This window comes from Neobacillus niacini, from assembly GCF_023715785.1.
Classification (GTDB): Bacteria; Bacillota; Bacilli; order Bacillales; family Cytobacillaceae; genus Neobacillus; species Neobacillus niacini_E.
The window spans coordinates 97,869-113,923 of sequence record NZ_JAMBOX010000012.1 but is presented as its reverse complement, the minus strand read 5'-3'; the positions used below and the strand labels follow the sequence as shown (position 1 = coordinate 113,923).

Sequence of the window (16,055 nt, the reverse complement as noted above, 5' to 3'; positions counted from 1 at the left end):
CGTTAGTAAAGTATAAAATTTTTGCAAATTTTATACTTTACTATTAGCTAAACGAAAAAAACCGACTTAAAAAATCGGTTTTCAATACTTATTCAATGGCCGTGGTGGTTTTTATTTTCTTTAATGCCTCCGGGTCGATGCCCTCTAAAGAGGCGGCCGCCTCCTCCAAAGCCCGTTGGTAATCATAATGTCTGAATGCGTTCTCCGCTTCGCTTAACCCTTTTGCGACTGAAGGGTACCTAGTGCGATAACGGTTTCCGTATTGAATCGCCCGCTCTGCAAGCTTGACATTTTCCATCAGTTCAATGGTGGTATTGGCAAGCTTTTCCACCGTTAAAACGGCAATTTCCAGATATTGATTCAATGCGGCTATATTTAGAGGTTTTTCCTCTAGCTGGTATTTGACATTTTGAATACTCTCATTTGTATCTTCCAGCAGGTACTTGTAATCTTCAGGTAACCCGGGAATATTCCCTCTTTGGACCTGCCTTAAGGTGTCTCCTACCTTTTTCGTCAGTTCCTTTACCTTTTCCCGCGCCTCCAATTCATCCTTCCTTAAGGCTTGGAGTTTCTCGGCAAAGTCCCTTTGCTCATCAAGGATCAAATCCAATTGTTCTTTTATTCCACTCAATTCCTCACCAATAACGGATTGGGCAGTTTGATTTAACTTTATTTTTTCAGCTACAATTTCAAAGCGCTTATAAAGAGCAGCGAGTTCTTTTTCCATGCTTGTCATCGATTCCAAATCATGATCGGAAAGCTGATAACTGGCTTGTACATGAAGAACTTCTTTAGCAAGGCTCTTATTTTCTGCTTCCGCGGAACTTAGCAAGATAGAAGCTTCCGTCTCGTTCTTTATCACAAAATGTTTAGCATGAACCTCTTTTTCCAAGAGGTCAAATAAAATATCAATCCTTTGTTTTACCTCTTTTACCCCATCTAAAGCCTCATCAATTTCCGTCTTTTCAATTAAAGCTATGATTTCCTTAAGCTTGTCCTGGAGCCGATTGATTTCCTTTTCCACATGTATATGCTCCAAGTAGTAGCCTTGTTCTAGCATTTCTTTGTAACCGGAAAGAACATCGCTTAACTGGTTCGGCAGCAATGACTGGCATTCGATCAGCAGCTGTGGAATGACATCCATGTGATTTTTGACGGCGGCTAATTTATTTTGAATCCAAAGGACAACCTCACGCGCTTCAAGATAATTTCCCTGTTCTGTTTTTTCTTCATAATCATGGAATTTATGCGTGACTTCATCCAGAGTGGTTTCCAGGGATTTTTCTGAATTTCCAAAGCTATGGCGATGAGCGAGCAAGTTTTTCTTTGATTCCCGATACAATTCTTTTAATTGCTCGATTTCAACCCTGTTTTTCTCCTCACTGCCAACAAGCTCATGAAGTTCGTCCAGAATATTTTTCACTTGATTTTCGGTTTCCTGCAATTTTTCAGTGATTCTTTGTTGAACTTCCTTGGCTTTTTTAAAGCGATAGCGGTCGATGTATTCTTCGGCATCAAACAACATTTCTTCCAAATCAGGGAGTTTCACGGTTACAACATCATCCCATTGATTCCGCCAGCGCTCAAACAGCTCCTCGGTTTGTCCGGTCATATTCAGTTGCTTAACTTTAGACATTTCATCCGGTATTGGCCGGTTAAATAAATCTATTTTCCATGCTTCAAGCCGATCCATTTCTTTAAAATGCTTCTTTTTGACCAAATATCCAAATACAAACAAGGCCAGTATCAGGATAAAACCCCCAATGATATACTTCACTTGGTATGCCCCCTATTCCAAACAACAAACATAATCCATCTATTTAAATACTCTCGTTAAATTTTAAATTCTGATGCCTTAATGATACCATGTAAACGACATTTTTTGACTATTATTTTATTTTTTTTGTAAAAGAAAATAAAAATAATGGCTGGTCTTAGCTGGTGAACAAATTTTCGACAAAACAAAAAGCACTTTACCGGGTGAACACCTCTCCAGTCAGTGCTTTTACAAGCATATCGTTTTTTTAAAATAAGGAAAAAATCTATACAGGGGTCAAAGGGAAAGACAGGATTATTTAATCACTGCTTCTTTCTTCGGCTTAATATTGGAACATAGCAGCCGGTCGATCCATTGATACAGTTCTTTCAAATATTTCTGTTCAAAAAACTGCTCATTGGGAAAAACATATAACACTTCTCGCATATAATGCGTATTTGTAAACGGCATCATTAATAATCCCTTTAACTGTATAATAAGATATGGGATTGAATGTGGACGAAACTCATTCCATTCAAAGCCTCGCTCAAATATCTTTTGAAAATAATATTTTTCTTTTAACGAATAGGTTGCCATGATTTCCCTAACCATTTGCGAATCAATTGACATTTCGCGATAAACAAAGCTGGCAAGCTGAAGATTTTCACATTGGAAATGCAGCAAGTCCGCCACCACCCGCTTTAAACACGCTTTCGCCCCTTTGTCGATTGAATTGTAGGCCACTTCCATTCTGCCGATATATTGCTCAAAGAAATAGGTAAAACAAAACTCCAATAGGCCGGCTTTATTCTCGAAATGATAAGCAATGGTAGCCGTGTTCACCTTGGCCGCTTTGGCAATATCCCTCATTGATGTTCCAGAATAGCCTTTTGAATTAAATAACAAAATAGCAGCTTTAACAATTTCTTCTTTTGAATTTGGTTTCATTCAATTTCCCCCTTCGGAACACCAATATCCCCTTACTTTCTAATTCTTTGCGTTTTTATGGATTCCTTTATGAAAAAGTCGACAAAGTCTGCTTTTTTCCTTTCTTTTCTGCTAAAATAGACTATAAAACTTATTGAAAAAAGGGGAAATTACATGTTTAACGTCGAAAAATATACGGGCGACCGTCAAAAAAATTACGAACTATTGAAGAAGCAGCTTCATGCTTTAATCCACGATGAAAAAAATCAAATTGCCAATCTTAGCAATGCCGCTGCATTATTAAATCAATTTCTTGACCGAATCAATTGGGTCGGCTTCTATTTAATGGAGGATGGTGAATTGGTATTGGGACCGTTTCAAGGACTGCCGGCATGTGTCCGCATTCCTGTGGGCAAGGGCGTTTGCGGAACGGCAGTATCCAAACTGGAAACGCAGCGTGTTGCGGATGTTCATCAATTTCCTGGACATATTGCCTGCGATGCCGCTTCACAATCGGAAATTGTCATTCCACTGGTAAAAGGAAAAGAAATAATTGGGGTACTCGATATCGATTCCCCTGAAAAGAACCGCTTTGATGAACTGGATCAGACAATGCTGGAAGAATTTACGGCAATACTAGTTGAGCATTTATAAAAATAATCCGCCGGCTATGGCCGGCTTTTATATCTCTTCTAAATTGTTCAAAGTCCCACGAATTTTTATAGGTCTTGTTTTGAAAACCGAAATTGCCCTTGACATATTGGCTATTAAAATTATATAATATTCTTTGTGTAAAATATTGCAGCCTATGTGAATATCTTTAATGGTTCATTTTGTTCCTCATAAGTATACATGGACAAGCGCTTATGATGGTGCATCGCGTAACCCTCTGCTGCTAGGGCGATGGTGCATGAAAACAAAATGGCTATTTTGGAAGGTTCATAACGGTTTTTATTTTACAAATAAAAACAATAGAGGAGGAGTCTTTAATGGCTCGTTATACCGGCCCAAGCTGGAAATTATCCCGTCGTCTTGGAATTTCTCTAAGCGGCACAGGCAAAGAATTAGAAAAGCGTCCTTACGCTCCTGGACAACATGGTCCAAACCAACGCAAGAAGCTTTCCGAATACGGATTGCAATTGCAAGAGAAGCAAAAGCTTCGTCATATGTATGGCGTAAACGAGCGCCAATTCCGCAATCTGTTCGTTAGAGCAGGCAAAATGAGCGGCGTTCACGGCGAAAACTTCATGATTCTTCTTGAGTCTCGCCTTGACAACCTTGTTTACCGTTTAGGTCTTGCTCGCACTCGTCGTGCAGCTCGCCAGTTAGTAAACCACGGCCACATTTTGGTTGATGGTTCACGCGTTGATATCCCATCATACCGTGTAGCTCCTGGTCAAACAATCAGCGTTCGTGAAAAGTCACGCAATCTTGATGTAATCAAGGAAGCAATCGATGTAACCAACTTCATTCCTGATTATTTAACTTTCGATGCTGACAAGTTAGAAGGCACGTTCACTCGCTTGCCAGAGCGTTCTGAATTAGCTGCTGAAATCAACGAAACATTCATCGTTGAGTTCTACTCAAGATAATCGTTATCAAAACCTTGGAAACCTTGTTTCCAAGGTTTTTTTATAAAAAAGTAAAGCCGCACCGAAATTTTCGGTACGGCTTCTTATTATTGGGCTTCGAATCCGCCAACCTCAACGACGTTGGATGGTGCAGATTCGTTACCGGCAATGTCTACTGCAGTAACATAATAAGATCCATTTATGGCGTTAAATGAAAGACTTGAACCTGCTGTAATACTGGCTACTTTATTGGAAATGAAGCTACCCTGGTAGACACGATAGCCGACGACATCATTATCAGGAGATGCTGTCCACGTCAATGTATTCCCAGAAACTGTAAGATAGACACCATCCGGTTTCTTGCCATTGTCCCCCATTTTGGCACTTGAGACAAGAACTTTTCCCCAGCGGTCCCGATCCGGAATTAATTGGTCAATGTTTTTAAAATCTTTGCCAACCATTCTTTCAACAAAGTCAGGGTTTAAGATTAATCCGGATTGTGCAAACTCTTTTGGAGTTGAATCCAGGGCCAAATATCTTTTACCGCCTATTGTTACAAACTGCCCTTCAATCAAACTGTCATCGACCTTTGTTGGGACATCCTTCACGTTAAAATAATCACTTTCAATCAAGCCCGCTTTTGAACAGGCATCGGACGGAAGCAGTCCCGAAACGGCGCAATAACTGCGCTTAACAATGCCCTCTGGCATCGGGAAACTATCTTTTGGTGCGACTAGCTCTGGTTTAATTTTATAAGCGGCATTAATAAGCTGAGCCCAAAGATTATTTGTCCGCTGGCTGTAAGAGACAGGACCGCCTCGCAATGATTTCGGCGTATCATAGCCGGTCCAGATTCCAAAGGTAATATTCGGATTCATCGCCACAAACCAGGAATCCACATACTCATTCCCTGTACCCGTTTTACCTGCCCAATCAGCATTGAAAGCCAGCTTGCCCTTGATGCCGGCTGCTGTCCCCGAATTGATGACATCGCGCATCATATCAAGCGTCAAGAACGCGGTCTGAGGTTTGAAAACATCTACTGGCTTAACCTCATGCTGATAAACAATTTTGCCGCTCTTATCGACAATTTTTTCAATCATATAGGCATCAATAAATTTCCCGCCGTTTGCATAAGTTGCAAATGCGTTTGTATTTTCCTCAACAGTAACGCCGTTTTTCATCGAACCGAGTGCGGTCGCCAGGTTCGTATAATCATCATTTCGAAGAGAGGTGAATCCCATCTTTTCGAGATATTTTGCCGGTTTCTGATCGAGGATTTCCGAGTATAACTTTACTGCCGGCACGTTATATGACTTCGCAAGGGCAAATCGTGCGGAAACCAAGCCACTATAGCGAAAATCATAGTTTTGCGGCCATGGCTTTGCTCTTCCGGGAATAAAATTCAACGCGACGTTTGGCAGCGGAGTTCCTGGAGACGCTTTGCCCAGTTCGATGGCCGGCCCATATACAAGCAGCGGCTTCATGGTCGAAGCATTTGGCCGGACTGCGCTCGTAGCATGGTTTAGCTGCTGTTTGTTGTAATCTCTCCCGCCAACGAAGCTGATGATTCTTCCTGTTTTATTTTCAATCAGTTCGGCACCAACCTCTACTGGCTCCATTACGGTAATTTTTTCACCGGTATCCGGATCTTCCTTTTGTTGCGGCTTATCCGGACCGTAATCTTTATAATTATCCTTTACCACCTGCATGGCATCGTAAATTTCTTTGTCAATCGTTGTATGAATTTCATAGCCATTTTGGCGTAAATTTTGGCTGGCCAGCCCTTTATACTTGTAAAACAGGCTTTCATCCTTTTGCAGGTCCTTTTCAGAATAGCCATCCTTTTCCGCTAAGACGGTCATGAGAACATCAATGGCCCGCTTTTCGATCTCAAACGTCAGCCACGGATAATTATCAATTGGATTGGCAGTTGGCTGCGTGAAATCCTGGGTAATATCGTAGGCCAATGCCTCTTGGTATTGGGTCTCGTTAATATAACCGCCATCCAGCATCCGTTTCAGTACGGTTTTCATTCGAGAAATTCCAGGTTCCAGATTGGTTTTTCTTTGCCCATCCCTTGTAAACGGGGTGTACCCGAAAGGACTTTGCGGCAATCCGGCAATGAAAGCGGCTTGCGGCAGCGAAAGTTCTGCAGCCGTTTTGCCAAATATTCCTTTGGCGGCGGCCTGAACTCCGGCAATATTCCGGCCGGAAGCGTTCCGGCCAAAGGTTGAGACATTTAAGTACGCTTCAAGAATTTCTTTTTTATCAAAAAATTTCTCTAGGCGGAGCGCCAGCAAAATTTCATTTGCCTTGCGCTGGAACGATACCTCGTTGGTGAGAATTTGGTTTTTAATCAATTGCTGGGTCAAGGTACTGCCGCCCGATTGAACCGAAGAGTTGGTTACCTCCTGGAAAAGCGCGCGGAATACTGCTTTTGGCACAACCCCTTGGTGCTGGTAAAAGTACTCATCTTCTGTGGCAACGACAGCATTAATGAGGTTTTCCGATACCTGATCAAGTTTAACCTCTTCGCGTTCCAAATCTGTCCTCAGTTTACCCAAATAAACATTATCAGCAAAATATAATTCCGATGTTTCCGTGTAATTATAAATATCTTTTTTCATGCTATCATAGGAACGGACGGGTTCGTCTTTTACCAGAGAAGCAAAATAACCAGCTCCCACCCCTGTTGCAAAGGCGCCGCCTATAATAACAACCGACAAAATAAGCAGAAATAAATTCCAGACGACCGAATAGGTAATTCGGACTCCTTTAACCGTTTTTTTATGAGTCAATAAATTTATAACGGATTGGGCCTTTTCCATCCAAACTTTCCATTTTTCATTCATAGCATCACCTCTAATAAAATCACCTACAATTATAGCATATGAAGCCTGTAAATATTGACAACGTTCTACAATTTTCTAAATTTTCCATTTGGCGTTTGACATTAGGATGATTATATGATAGAAATATTATTAAATTAATTTTTGTAAAAGCTTCGAAGGGAACCCATTGTAGTTCTTCTATCCCTGTTTTTAGAGAGGCAGCGGCCGGTGCAAGCTGTCACATATAGAAGAATGAATTACATCCTTGAGCTTTCTCTGTGAAGGTGAGTAGCGGAGACCGGTTTAAACCGTTATTTTTTTGAGTTGGAGGAATTTTCCTCAAGCTGGGTGGTACCGCGTATATATACGTCCCTGCAATTTGCAGGGGCGTTTTTATTTTTATTATGGAGGTCTTGTAAAGTGAATTTATTAGAGGATTTGAAGTGGCGTGGCATTATTTATCAGCAAACAGATGAAGAAGGATTGAAAAACCTTTTGGATAACGAAAAAATTTCTCTGTATTGCGGAACGGATCCTACCGCAGACAGTTTGCATATCGGCCACTTGGTGCCCTTTTTAACGTTGCGCAGATTTCAGCAGCATGGACATCGCCCAATTGTATTGGTAGGCGGCGCCACTGGCATGATTGGCGACCCAAGCGGAAAAAGCGAAGAGCGAAAGCTGCAAACAATCGAAGTTATTTTGAAAAATTCCGAGGGGATTAAAAAGCAATTGGAAGCCATCTTTGAGTTTGAAGGAGAAAATGGCGCCGTTATGGTTAATAACTATGATTGGACTAATTCCATGAATGTGATTGCATTCCTTCGTGATGTCGGCAAGCACATCGGGGTTAACTACTTGTTGGCAAAGGATACGATTGCCTCAAGGCTCGAAACGGGAATTTCATTTACCGAGTTCACCTACACAATTTTGCAGGCGATGGATTTTAATCATTTATATGATCATTATAATTGCAAATTGCAAATCGGCGGCAGTGACCAGTGGGGCAACATTACCTCGGGGCTTGAATTAATTCGCAAGATGCACGTGGAAGAAACAAAGGCATTCGGGATGACAATACCGCTTGTCACCAAATCTGATGGTACCAAGTTTGGTAAGAGCGAAGGCGGCGCGGTATGGCTCGATCCGGAAAAAACAACTCCGTATGAGTTTTACCAGTTCTGGATTAACACGGCTGATGCCGATGTTGTGAAGTACCTGAAACTTTTCACCTTCCTTTCTAAGGAAGAGATCGAAGCGTTAGAGGTCAGTGTCCAAGAAGAGCCGCACCTCCGTAAGGCTCAAAAGGCTTTGGCTGAAGAGATGACTCGTTTGATTCACTCTGATGAAGCCTTGCAGCAGGCAATCAAGATTTCACAGGCGTTATTCAGCGGCGATGTCCGCAGTTTATCGGCTAGTGAGATAGAGCAAGGTTTTAAGGATGTACCATCTTATACTGCGCAGGGGGAAGCCGACCTAGTTGAACTGCTGGTTGCAGCGAAAATTTCTCCTTCTAAGCGCCAAGCCCGCGAGGATATTGGGAATGGTGCGGTAACAGTAAATGGTGAGAAGATTACTGATACGGCGTATGTTCTTCAGGATGCAGACAAAATTGAGGGACGGTTTACGATTATTAGACGCGGGAAAAAGAAATATACGTTAATTAAGTATTAATTTCGGGGGTTGGGGCTTTGGAAAGGGATTTCTGAAGCCCCTTTGTTTGGGAATTAAAGTAGATTCAGCGAAAAAATCAACATCTGCTGCTTTCATAAGGTTTATTGGCGTAGTGAAGGGCGTGAAAATCGCCTTCCACTGCTCCTATAAAGCTTATAAGCGTAGTGAAACACGAAATATCCGCCTTCTACTGCTCCTATAAAGCTTATAGGCGTAGTAAAACATGAAAAAGCCGCCTACCACTGCTCCTATAAAGCTTATAAGCGTAGTGAAACGCGAAAAAATCGCTTCCCACTGCTCCTATAAAGCTTATAAGCGTAGTGAAACGCGAAAAAATCGCTTCCCACTGCTCCTATAAAACCAATTGAGGACACTTGCCTCCATTTCCCAGCCGAAGCTGTCCTCAATAACTTCCAAACTTTAGCAAAACTACTTTCTTATGCTTCAATTATGGGGGTAAACCCTAAAACACCCAAACCGCAATCACGGTTTGGGTGTTCCCATTCAATTATTAGTCTTCCATCGTAGACAAATCACCGGTCGGCAAGTTCAGTTCCCATGCTTTTAACACACGTCTCATGATTTTACCGGAGCGGGTTTTTGGCAGCTTGTCGCGGAAGTCGATTTCGCGAGGCGCCGCGTGGGCAGCCAAGCCTTTTTTGACGAATGTTCTAATTTCTTCCTTTAATTCCTCAGTTGCCTCATAGCCATCACGCAGGGCAACAAACGCCTTAATGATTTCTCCGCGGACAGGGTCCGGTTTACCGATAACGCCTGCTTCGGCAACAGCCGGATGCTCAACCAGCTTGCTCTCGACTTCAAATGGTCCTACACGTTCGCCCGAAGTCATGATGACATCATCGACACGTCCCTGGAACCAGAAGTAGCCATCCTCATCCATGTAAGCAGAGTCACCGGATACATACCAGCCATTTGGCATAAAGTAGGATTCATATTTTTCAGGGTTATTCCAAATCTTATGCATCATCGATGGCCAGCCCTTTTTAATTGCCAGGTTGCCCATTCGATATGGCGGAAGTTCATTGCCTTGGTTATCGACAATCGCCGCAACGACACCCGGTATTGGTTTGCCCATTGAACCTGGCTTGATTTCCATACAAGGGTAGTTGCTGATTAACTGGGCGCCGGTTTCCGTCATCCACCAGTTATCGTGAATCCGTTTGTTGAATACCTTGGCGCCCCATTTGACAACCTCTGGGTTCAATGGCTCACCGACACTCAACACATGGCGAAGACTGCTCAAGTCGAACTTTTTAACAAGCTCATCCCCTGCACCCATCAGCATCCGGAACGCAGTCGGGGCGCTGTACCATACGGTTACGCCGAAGTCCTCTATCATTTGATACCAGACTTCAGGGCTGAAGCGGCCGCCAATAATAACGTTAGAGGTTCCCGTTAACCACGGTCCAAAAATCCCGTACGAAGTCCCTGTAACCCACCCCGGGTCAGCCGTACACCAGTAAACATCCTCCTCTTTCAAATCGAGTACCCATTTCGCCGTTTGATAATGCTGAATCATCGCATTATGTACATGCAGTACTCCTTTAGGCTTTCCGGTTGAACCGGAGGTATAGTGAAGGATTAGGCCGTCAGTCCGGTCAACCCATTCAATTTTAAGATCCTTGCTGGCTGCTTCAAATTTTTCCAGGAAGTTCACAAATGGACCCTGCTCGTCGACGTTTTTCCCAACGAGGAAAATAGTCTTTAAAACAGGCAGTTCGTTAACTGGGACACGCTCAAACAGTTCAGGAGTCGTGACTAAAACCTTTGCTTCACTGTCTTGTAAACGATCCCTTACAGCACCTTCCATGAATGCTTCAAATAACGGCCCGACAATGGCTCCAAGCTTGATCGCACCCAAAACAGTGAAGTAAAGCTCAGGAGAACGCGGCATGAAAATAAACACGCGGTCACCCTTCTCCACATCACCATAATTCTTTAGCACATTCCCTGCTTTGTTGGAAAGCTCCTTCATTTCCTTAAAGGTATACTTCTCATTTCTTGAAGCATCACGATAATATAGGGCCACCTTATTTTTTCGGAACGTGTTGACATGGCGATCAATGGCTTCGTATGCCATATTAACAAGCCCGGTTTCACTCCAGGAAAAAGCCTTTTCGGTCTCCTTCCAGTCAAAGCTCTGGTAGGTCTCTTCATAATTCCGCAAGTTGTGCTCCCCTTGCACAACTGGTAACGCTTCCACTTTCATTGAATCTCCCCCTTTGAAGTATTGTAAGATTATTATAGTACAATTGATAACTATTCACAATTTTAAAAATATATTTATTTTTGAAAAACTATAAGTCTGCGGCAACACGCTAAATTTTAAGAAAATTTAGTGAAAACGCTTTTAAACTGTTAAATTCATGTATAATAGACTTGATATTACTATAGATTTCCAGGGGTGACCAAATGGAGCATAAAAAAACCTATAATGCCAAGGAATTAAAGACTCCTCACGGGAAATTAATAATCGAAGGACCGGTTTCTTCAGAAAAACTGGCAGGCTATGATTTTCATGAAGACCTTGTCGCATTTCGCCCGCCGGCACAGCAGCATGAGGCGCTGATTGGCATTGCTGACTTGGAAGAAGGAAGAATTATTATTGCCCGCCATCAAAATACCATCGTAGGCTATGTTACATTCCTGTATCCGGATCCGCTCGAACGCTGGTCGGAAGGAAAAATGGATAATTTAATAGAGCTAGGTGCGATTGAAGTAATCCCAAAATTCAGAGGGTGCGCCGTTGGAAAAAACCTGCTGATTGTGTCCATGATGGATGATGCCATGGAAGATTACATAATCATTACAACAGAGTATTATTGGCATTGGGATTTAAAAGGGACTAAATTAAATGTTTGGGAATATCGGAAAGTTATGGAAAAGATGATGAATGCCGGGGGATTGGAATGGTATGCAACCGATGATCCCGAAATTTGCTCACACCCGGCGAACTGCCTGATGGCCAAAATCGGTAAGCGCATTGACACCGAATCGATTCAGCGATTCGACCGCCTCCGTTTTATGAACCGCTTTATGTATTAATAGAAAAGCGAAAGCGCCTTGACCAGGGGCGACAAGCATAAGACGAGCCGGCGAGAAGGCTGTTTTTTTAGCCTTCTTGACGGATTGGCTTATGACCTCGAGCCCCCTAGGCGCTGTAGCTAGACAATATTTTTTAAGAACCGAGGGGATGGCTAATGATTGTTGAAGAAATCATGAAAACGGATGTAGCAACGCTCCATCCAACAGATACAATCGCAGATGCGATGGCTTTAATGGAAGTAAGGAAAATTCGTCATATTCCTATTGTCGATCACGAAAAGCATCTGGTGGGACTGGTAACAGTTGCAAAAATTAGAGAAGCAACTCCATCCATTTTCCATGCAAATGAACATCCTGAAATACTGAAGAAGACACTCGATACCATTATGGAGCGGGACGTTATCACCGGACACCCTCTGGATTTTGTCGAAGAGACTGCCGCTCTTTTCTATGAACATAAAATCAGCTGTATCCCAATTTTACATGATAGAAAACTAGCAGGGATTGTTACGGAAACTGATTTATTGCGGACGATGATTGAATTGACAGGTGTCCATCAACCAGGATCCCAAATCGAAGTAAGGGTACCGAACATTTCAGGCGCCCTTAGCGATGTTGCCGGCATTATCCGCAAACGAAATGCAAACATTCTTAGTGTTCTTGTTTACCCGGATAAGCAAGATGGGGCATTCAAAGTTCTCGTCCTCAGAGTTCAACTGATGAATCCGACCGGACTAATCCAAGACCTTAAACAGGCAGGACATCAAGTATTATGGCCGAATCTGCCGGGGATGAATATATGAAAGACAGCTGTTCCTTTATCTATTCGGAAGAATTGTTGAAATATAAATTCAGCAGCCATCATCCGTTTAATCAATTCCGGCTTAAACTGACAGTGGACTTATTAAATAAAATCAATGCCCTGGATCCGCAACAAGTGATTCCACCGCGTATGGCCACAGAGGAAGAATTAACATTAATCCATGACCCAAGCTACATCGATGCAGTGAAAAAGGCAGGACAAGGGGCTCTGCCACAGGGGATTGCTGAAAACTATGGTCTGGGCACCGAAGATACCCCTATTTTCCCCAACATGCACGAAGCCAGTGCCTTATTGGTAGGCGGCACATTGACCGCTGTCGACCAAGTAATGACCGGAAAGGCACTTCACGCGCTGCATCTTGGCGGCGGCCTGCACCACGGCTTTCGGGGGAAAGCCTCCGGGTTTTGCATTTATAATGATAGTTCAGTCGCAATTAAATATCTTCAGGAAAAATATAATGCCCGGGTGTTATATGTTGATACGGATGCCCACCATGGCGACGGCGTCCAGTGGTCCTTTTATGACGACCCCAATGTCTGTACACTTTCGATTCATGAAACCGGACGATATTTATTTCCGGGTACAGGAAATATTAATGAGCGCGGCCAGGGGGCTGGCTATGGATATTCATTTAATATTCCTGTCGATGCCTTTACCGAGGATGAATCTTGGCTCTATGCTTACAAAAACGCCTTTAAAGAGGTGGCGGACTTTTTTAAGCCTGATGTGATTTTGACGCAGAACGGCGCCGACTCACATTACTATGACCCGTTAACCCATTTATCGGCCACAATGAAGATTTACCGGGAAATTCCGAAACTGGCCCATGAACTTGCCCATCAATACTGCGGCGGCAAATGGATTGCGGTTGGCGGCGGCGGTTATGATATCTGGCGTGTGGTCCCTAGGGCCTGGGCGCTTATTTGGCTTGAAATGACCGAAAATCCAAATGGTTACGGCAGCTTGCCCGCCGACTGGGTAAGTCAATGGCAAAAGGAAGCTCCAGTCAATCTGCCCCTGGAATGGGACGATCCGGAATACATGTATACTCCGATACCCAGAAAACCGGAAATCACCGAAAAGAATCTTCTCACCCTCGAAAAAGCAATGTATCCAATTCGCAGCCATCCCAGAAGTGAATCAAGTTAATAGAAAAAGGCCAACCCAAAATTGTCGAGGAAGTTATTCTTCGGCAATTTTTTTGTCATGAGAAGCAATCCCATGACGCGTTCGGCTAGATTTTTCCCTCAGACACGTCATGAGAAGCAATCCCATGACGCGTTCGTTGGTTTTTTTCCTCAGACACGTCTTGAGAAGCAGCCCCATGACGCGTTCGGCTAGATTTTTCCCTCAGACACGTCATGAGAAGCAGCCCCATGACGCGTTCGGCTAGATTTTTCCCTCAGACACGTCATGAGAAGCAGCCCCATGACGCGTTCGGCTGGTTTTTTCCATCAGACACGTCATGAGAAGCAGTCCCATGACGCATTCGGCTAGATTTTTCTCTCAAAAACGTCATGAGAAGCAGCCCCATGACGCGTTCGGCTAGATTTTTCCCTCAAAAACGTCATGAGAAGCAGCCCCATGACGCGTTCGGCTGGTTTTTTCCATCAGACACGTCATGAGAAGCAGTCCCATGACGCATTCGGCTAGATTTTTCCCTCAAAAACGTCATGAGAAGCAGTCCTATGACGCGTTCGGTTGGTTTTTTTCCTCAGACACGTCATGAGAAGCAGTCCTATGACGAGTTCGGTTGGTTTTTCCCCTCAGATACGTCATGAGTGGCACCCATGACGTATTGAGCTGATTTTGCCCTCAGACTTGTCATGAGAGATGACTTATCCATGTTTAATTAGTCTTTCCTCAATTTTCGTCATTAGAGCTGTTCTTTAGAAATCTTGTCATTGGTTGTTTGTATGGAGGATTCTTATATTATAAAAACTCTGTTGATTTGTGCGGAAGGCACGAAGACTCCTGCGGGAGTACGGGGCAGTGGGAGACCCCCCAGGCGCATGCGCTGAGGAGGCTCCCCGGCACGCCCGCGGAAAGCGAAGTGCCTGGAGCACAAATCAACAGACAATTTGCATAGTCCATGTCTAAAGTAGTAAGGAAAATAATAAAAGGAAGAAAAAGTTTTTAATATGTATAAGGCCAACAGCAAGCTGTTGGCCCTTTTCATTTATTCTCTTGTCGATTGTCGATGTTCAATTCTATGAGGGAGCACAACAGTCTGTTCCGCAACCTTTTCCTTGTTCATCAGCTTGGTCAACAGACGCATCGCCACTGCACCGATATCATATAACGGCTGAACGATCGTGGTCAGCTGTGGGCGTACCATCAGTGACAGCCGAGTGTTATCGGAAGTAATCACTTCGAAATCCTCAGGGATATGATAGCCTTTATCCTCTGCCCCATGAACAACACCAAGGGCCATTTCATCCGCCCCGACAAAGATGGCGGTCGGTTTGACCGAAGACTCCAACAATTTTTCAAAGGCTTCAATTCCGGAGTCATAAGTATATTCCCCTTCAATAATCAGTTCCTCATTAACAGGGATATTTGCCTCCGCTAATGCTCGCTTGTAGCCGTTTAGTTTCTTTACAGAAATATCTGGTTCATAAAGAGGGCTTATGACAAAAGCAATCTGCTGGTGGCCTCTATCGATAAATTCCTTTACAGAATCATAAGCAGCCTGTTCATAATCAATATTGACTGACGGGATTTGTTTCGATTCTTCAATCGAACCGGCTAGGACAATCGGAACTTGTGATCTTTCAAATTCTTCAACATGGTCTGGAGTAATATGTCCACCCATAAACACGATGCCATCAACTTGCTTGCCCAGCATGGTATTTAATAAATGCAGCTCTTTGTCCTTATTTTGATCAGAATTGCTTAAGATGATATTGTACTTATACATGGTCGCAATATCTTCAATCCCGCGTGCCAATTCAGCAAAAAAGATATTCGAGATATCCGGAATGATGACCCCGACAGTTGTTGTTTTTTTGCTGGCCAATCCTCTTGCCACCGCATTAGGACGATACCCTAATCGATCAATAACTTCCATAACTTTTTTTCTTGTAACCGGTTTTACATTCGGGTTTCCGTTCACAACACGGGAAACCGTGGCCATAGATACATTTGCTTCGCGGGCCACATCATAAATCGTAATATTATTCACTAGTAACACTCCCCTAAAACGAGCATTGTTTACTTTATTTTACAACAACAACAAGGATTCTAGTCATGACTGATTTTTGTGAGAAAGTAAACAAACTTAATTTATGTATTTAATGATACGACAAGAAGGTCAAAGCCGCAATTGCCTTTGTCAACATTTTTCGCAATAATGCCAAAAAACCTCCCGCACATAATTAAGATGCAGAAGGTTTTTTTGCAGC

Annotated in this window: 11 protein-coding genes and 1 other annotated feature; of the genes, 6 read left to right on the top strand and 5 right to left on the bottom strand. The window is 43.2% G+C overall.

Translation table 11 applies throughout. From position 1 onward, the window contains the following. Positions 1-88 precede the first annotated feature (88 nt). The gene (gene ezrA / locus M3234_RS19890) at positions 89-1,777 is read right to left on the bottom strand and encodes a septation ring formation regulator EzrA (RefSeq protein WP_262306392.1); all 1,689 of its coding nucleotides are present in this window, start codon (positions 1,775-1,777) and stop codon (positions 89-91) included. Between the two features lie 294 nt (positions 1,778-2,071). Beyond that, positions 2,072-2,704: a forespore capture DNA-binding protein RefZ gene (gene refZ / locus M3234_RS19885; RefSeq protein ID WP_262306391.1), complete on the bottom strand. Its 633-nt coding sequence runs from the start codon at positions 2,702-2,704 to the stop codon at positions 2,072-2,074. A gap of 153 nt (positions 2,705-2,857) precedes the next feature. On the opposite strand from refZ, the gene M3234_RS19880 reads away from it, so the two are divergent. Next, on the top strand, positions 2,858-3,337 hold the full coding sequence (locus M3234_RS19880; protein WP_262306390.1) for a GAF domain-containing protein: 480 nt from the start codon (positions 2,858-2,860) through the stop codon (positions 3,335-3,337). Positions 3,338-3,672: 335 nt separating this feature from the next. After that, on the top strand, positions 3,673-4,275 hold the full coding sequence (rpsD, locus tag M3234_RS19875; RefSeq protein WP_262306389.1) for a 30S ribosomal protein S4: 603 nt from the start codon (positions 3,673-3,675) through the stop codon (positions 4,273-4,275). 86 nt (positions 4,276-4,361) lie between these two features. On the opposite strand, the gene M3234_RS19870 is transcribed toward rpsD, so the two are convergent. Beyond that, positions 4,362-7,109, bottom strand: coding sequence for a transglycosylase domain-containing protein (locus M3234_RS19870; protein ID WP_262306388.1), 2,748 nt, complete (start codon positions 7,107-7,109; stop codon positions 4,362-4,364). A 143-nt stretch (positions 7,110-7,252) separates the two neighbouring features. Continuing rightward, positions 7,253-7,465, top strand: a binding site (T-box leader). A gap of 43 nt (positions 7,466-7,508) precedes the next feature. Here M3234_RS19870 and tyrS point away from each other — a divergent pair. Further along, entirely contained in the window at positions 7,509-8,762 is a 1,254-nt protein-coding gene (tyrS, locus tag M3234_RS19865; protein WP_262306387.1) for a tyrosine--tRNA ligase, read from the top strand. 511 nt (positions 8,763-9,273) lie between these two features. On the opposite strand, the gene acsA is transcribed toward tyrS, so the two are convergent. Then, positions 9,274-10,992 carry an acetate--CoA ligase gene (acsA, locus tag M3234_RS19860; protein WP_262306386.1) on the bottom strand — a complete coding sequence of 573 codons (1,719 nt, stop codon included), beginning with the start codon at positions 10,990-10,992 and terminating at the stop codon, positions 9,274-9,276. Between the two features lie 203 nt (positions 10,993-11,195). Here acsA and M3234_RS19855 point away from each other — a divergent pair, with 203 nt between their 5' ends. The 3 genes from M3234_RS19855 to M3234_RS19845 all read left to right on the top strand — a co-directional run bounded on the left by M3234_RS19855 (position 11,196) and on the right by M3234_RS19845 (position 13,800). Next, complete coding sequence (locus M3234_RS19855; RefSeq protein ID WP_262306385.1) at positions 11,196-11,828, top strand: GNAT family N-acetyltransferase; 633 nt, start codon at positions 11,196-11,198, stop codon at positions 11,826-11,828. A gap of 155 nt (positions 11,829-11,983) precedes the next feature. Further along, positions 11,984-12,631, top strand: a complete 648-nt coding sequence (locus tag M3234_RS19850) for an acetoin utilization AcuB family protein (protein ID WP_262306384.1) — start codon at positions 11,984-11,986, stop codon at positions 12,629-12,631. Next, positions 12,601-13,800, top strand: a complete 1,200-nt coding sequence (locus tag M3234_RS19845; protein ID WP_396953972.1) for an acetoin utilization protein AcuC — start codon at positions 12,601-12,603, stop codon at positions 13,798-13,800. The genes M3234_RS19850 and M3234_RS19845 overlap by 31 nt, the downstream gene beginning before the upstream one ends. A 1,030-nt stretch (positions 13,801-14,830) precedes the next feature. On the opposite strand, the gene ccpA is transcribed toward M3234_RS19845, so the two are convergent. Further along, complete coding sequence (ccpA, locus tag M3234_RS19840; RefSeq protein WP_311315669.1) at positions 14,831-15,835, bottom strand: catabolite control protein A; 1,005 nt, start codon at positions 15,833-15,835, stop codon at positions 14,831-14,833. Positions 15,836-16,055: the final 220 nt, after the last annotated feature.

Excerpts from the sequence above, each read along its gene's own strand:
- M3234_RS19850 (WP_262306384.1), top strand. The coding sequence starts at position 11,984 with ATGATTGTTGAAGAAATCATGAAAACGGATGTAGCAACGCTCCATCCA.
- rpsD (WP_262306389.1), top strand. The coding sequence starts at position 3,673 with ATGGCTCGTTATACCGGCCCAAGCTGGAAATTATCCCGTCGTCTTGGA.
- M3234_RS19870 (WP_262306388.1), bottom strand. The coding sequence starts at position 7,109 with ATGAATGAAAAATGGAAAGTTTGGATGGAAAAGGCCCAATCCGTTATA.
- M3234_RS19855 (WP_262306385.1), top strand. The coding sequence starts at position 11,196 with ATGGAGCATAAAAAAACCTATAATGCCAAGGAATTAAAGACTCCTCAC.
- acsA (WP_262306386.1), bottom strand. The coding sequence starts at position 10,992 with ATGAAAGTGGAAGCGTTACCAGTTGTGCAAGGGGAGCACAACTTGCGG.
- M3234_RS19880 (WP_262306390.1), top strand. The coding sequence starts at position 2,858 with ATGTTTAACGTCGAAAAATATACGGGCGACCGTCAAAAAAATTACGAA.
- refZ (WP_262306391.1), bottom strand. The coding sequence starts at position 2,704 with ATGAAACCAAATTCAAAAGAAGAAATTGTTAAAGCTGCTATTTTGTTA.
- M3234_RS19845 (WP_396953972.1), top strand. The coding sequence starts at position 12,601 with ATGGCCGAATCTGCCGGGGATGAATATATGAAAGACAGCTGTTCCTTT.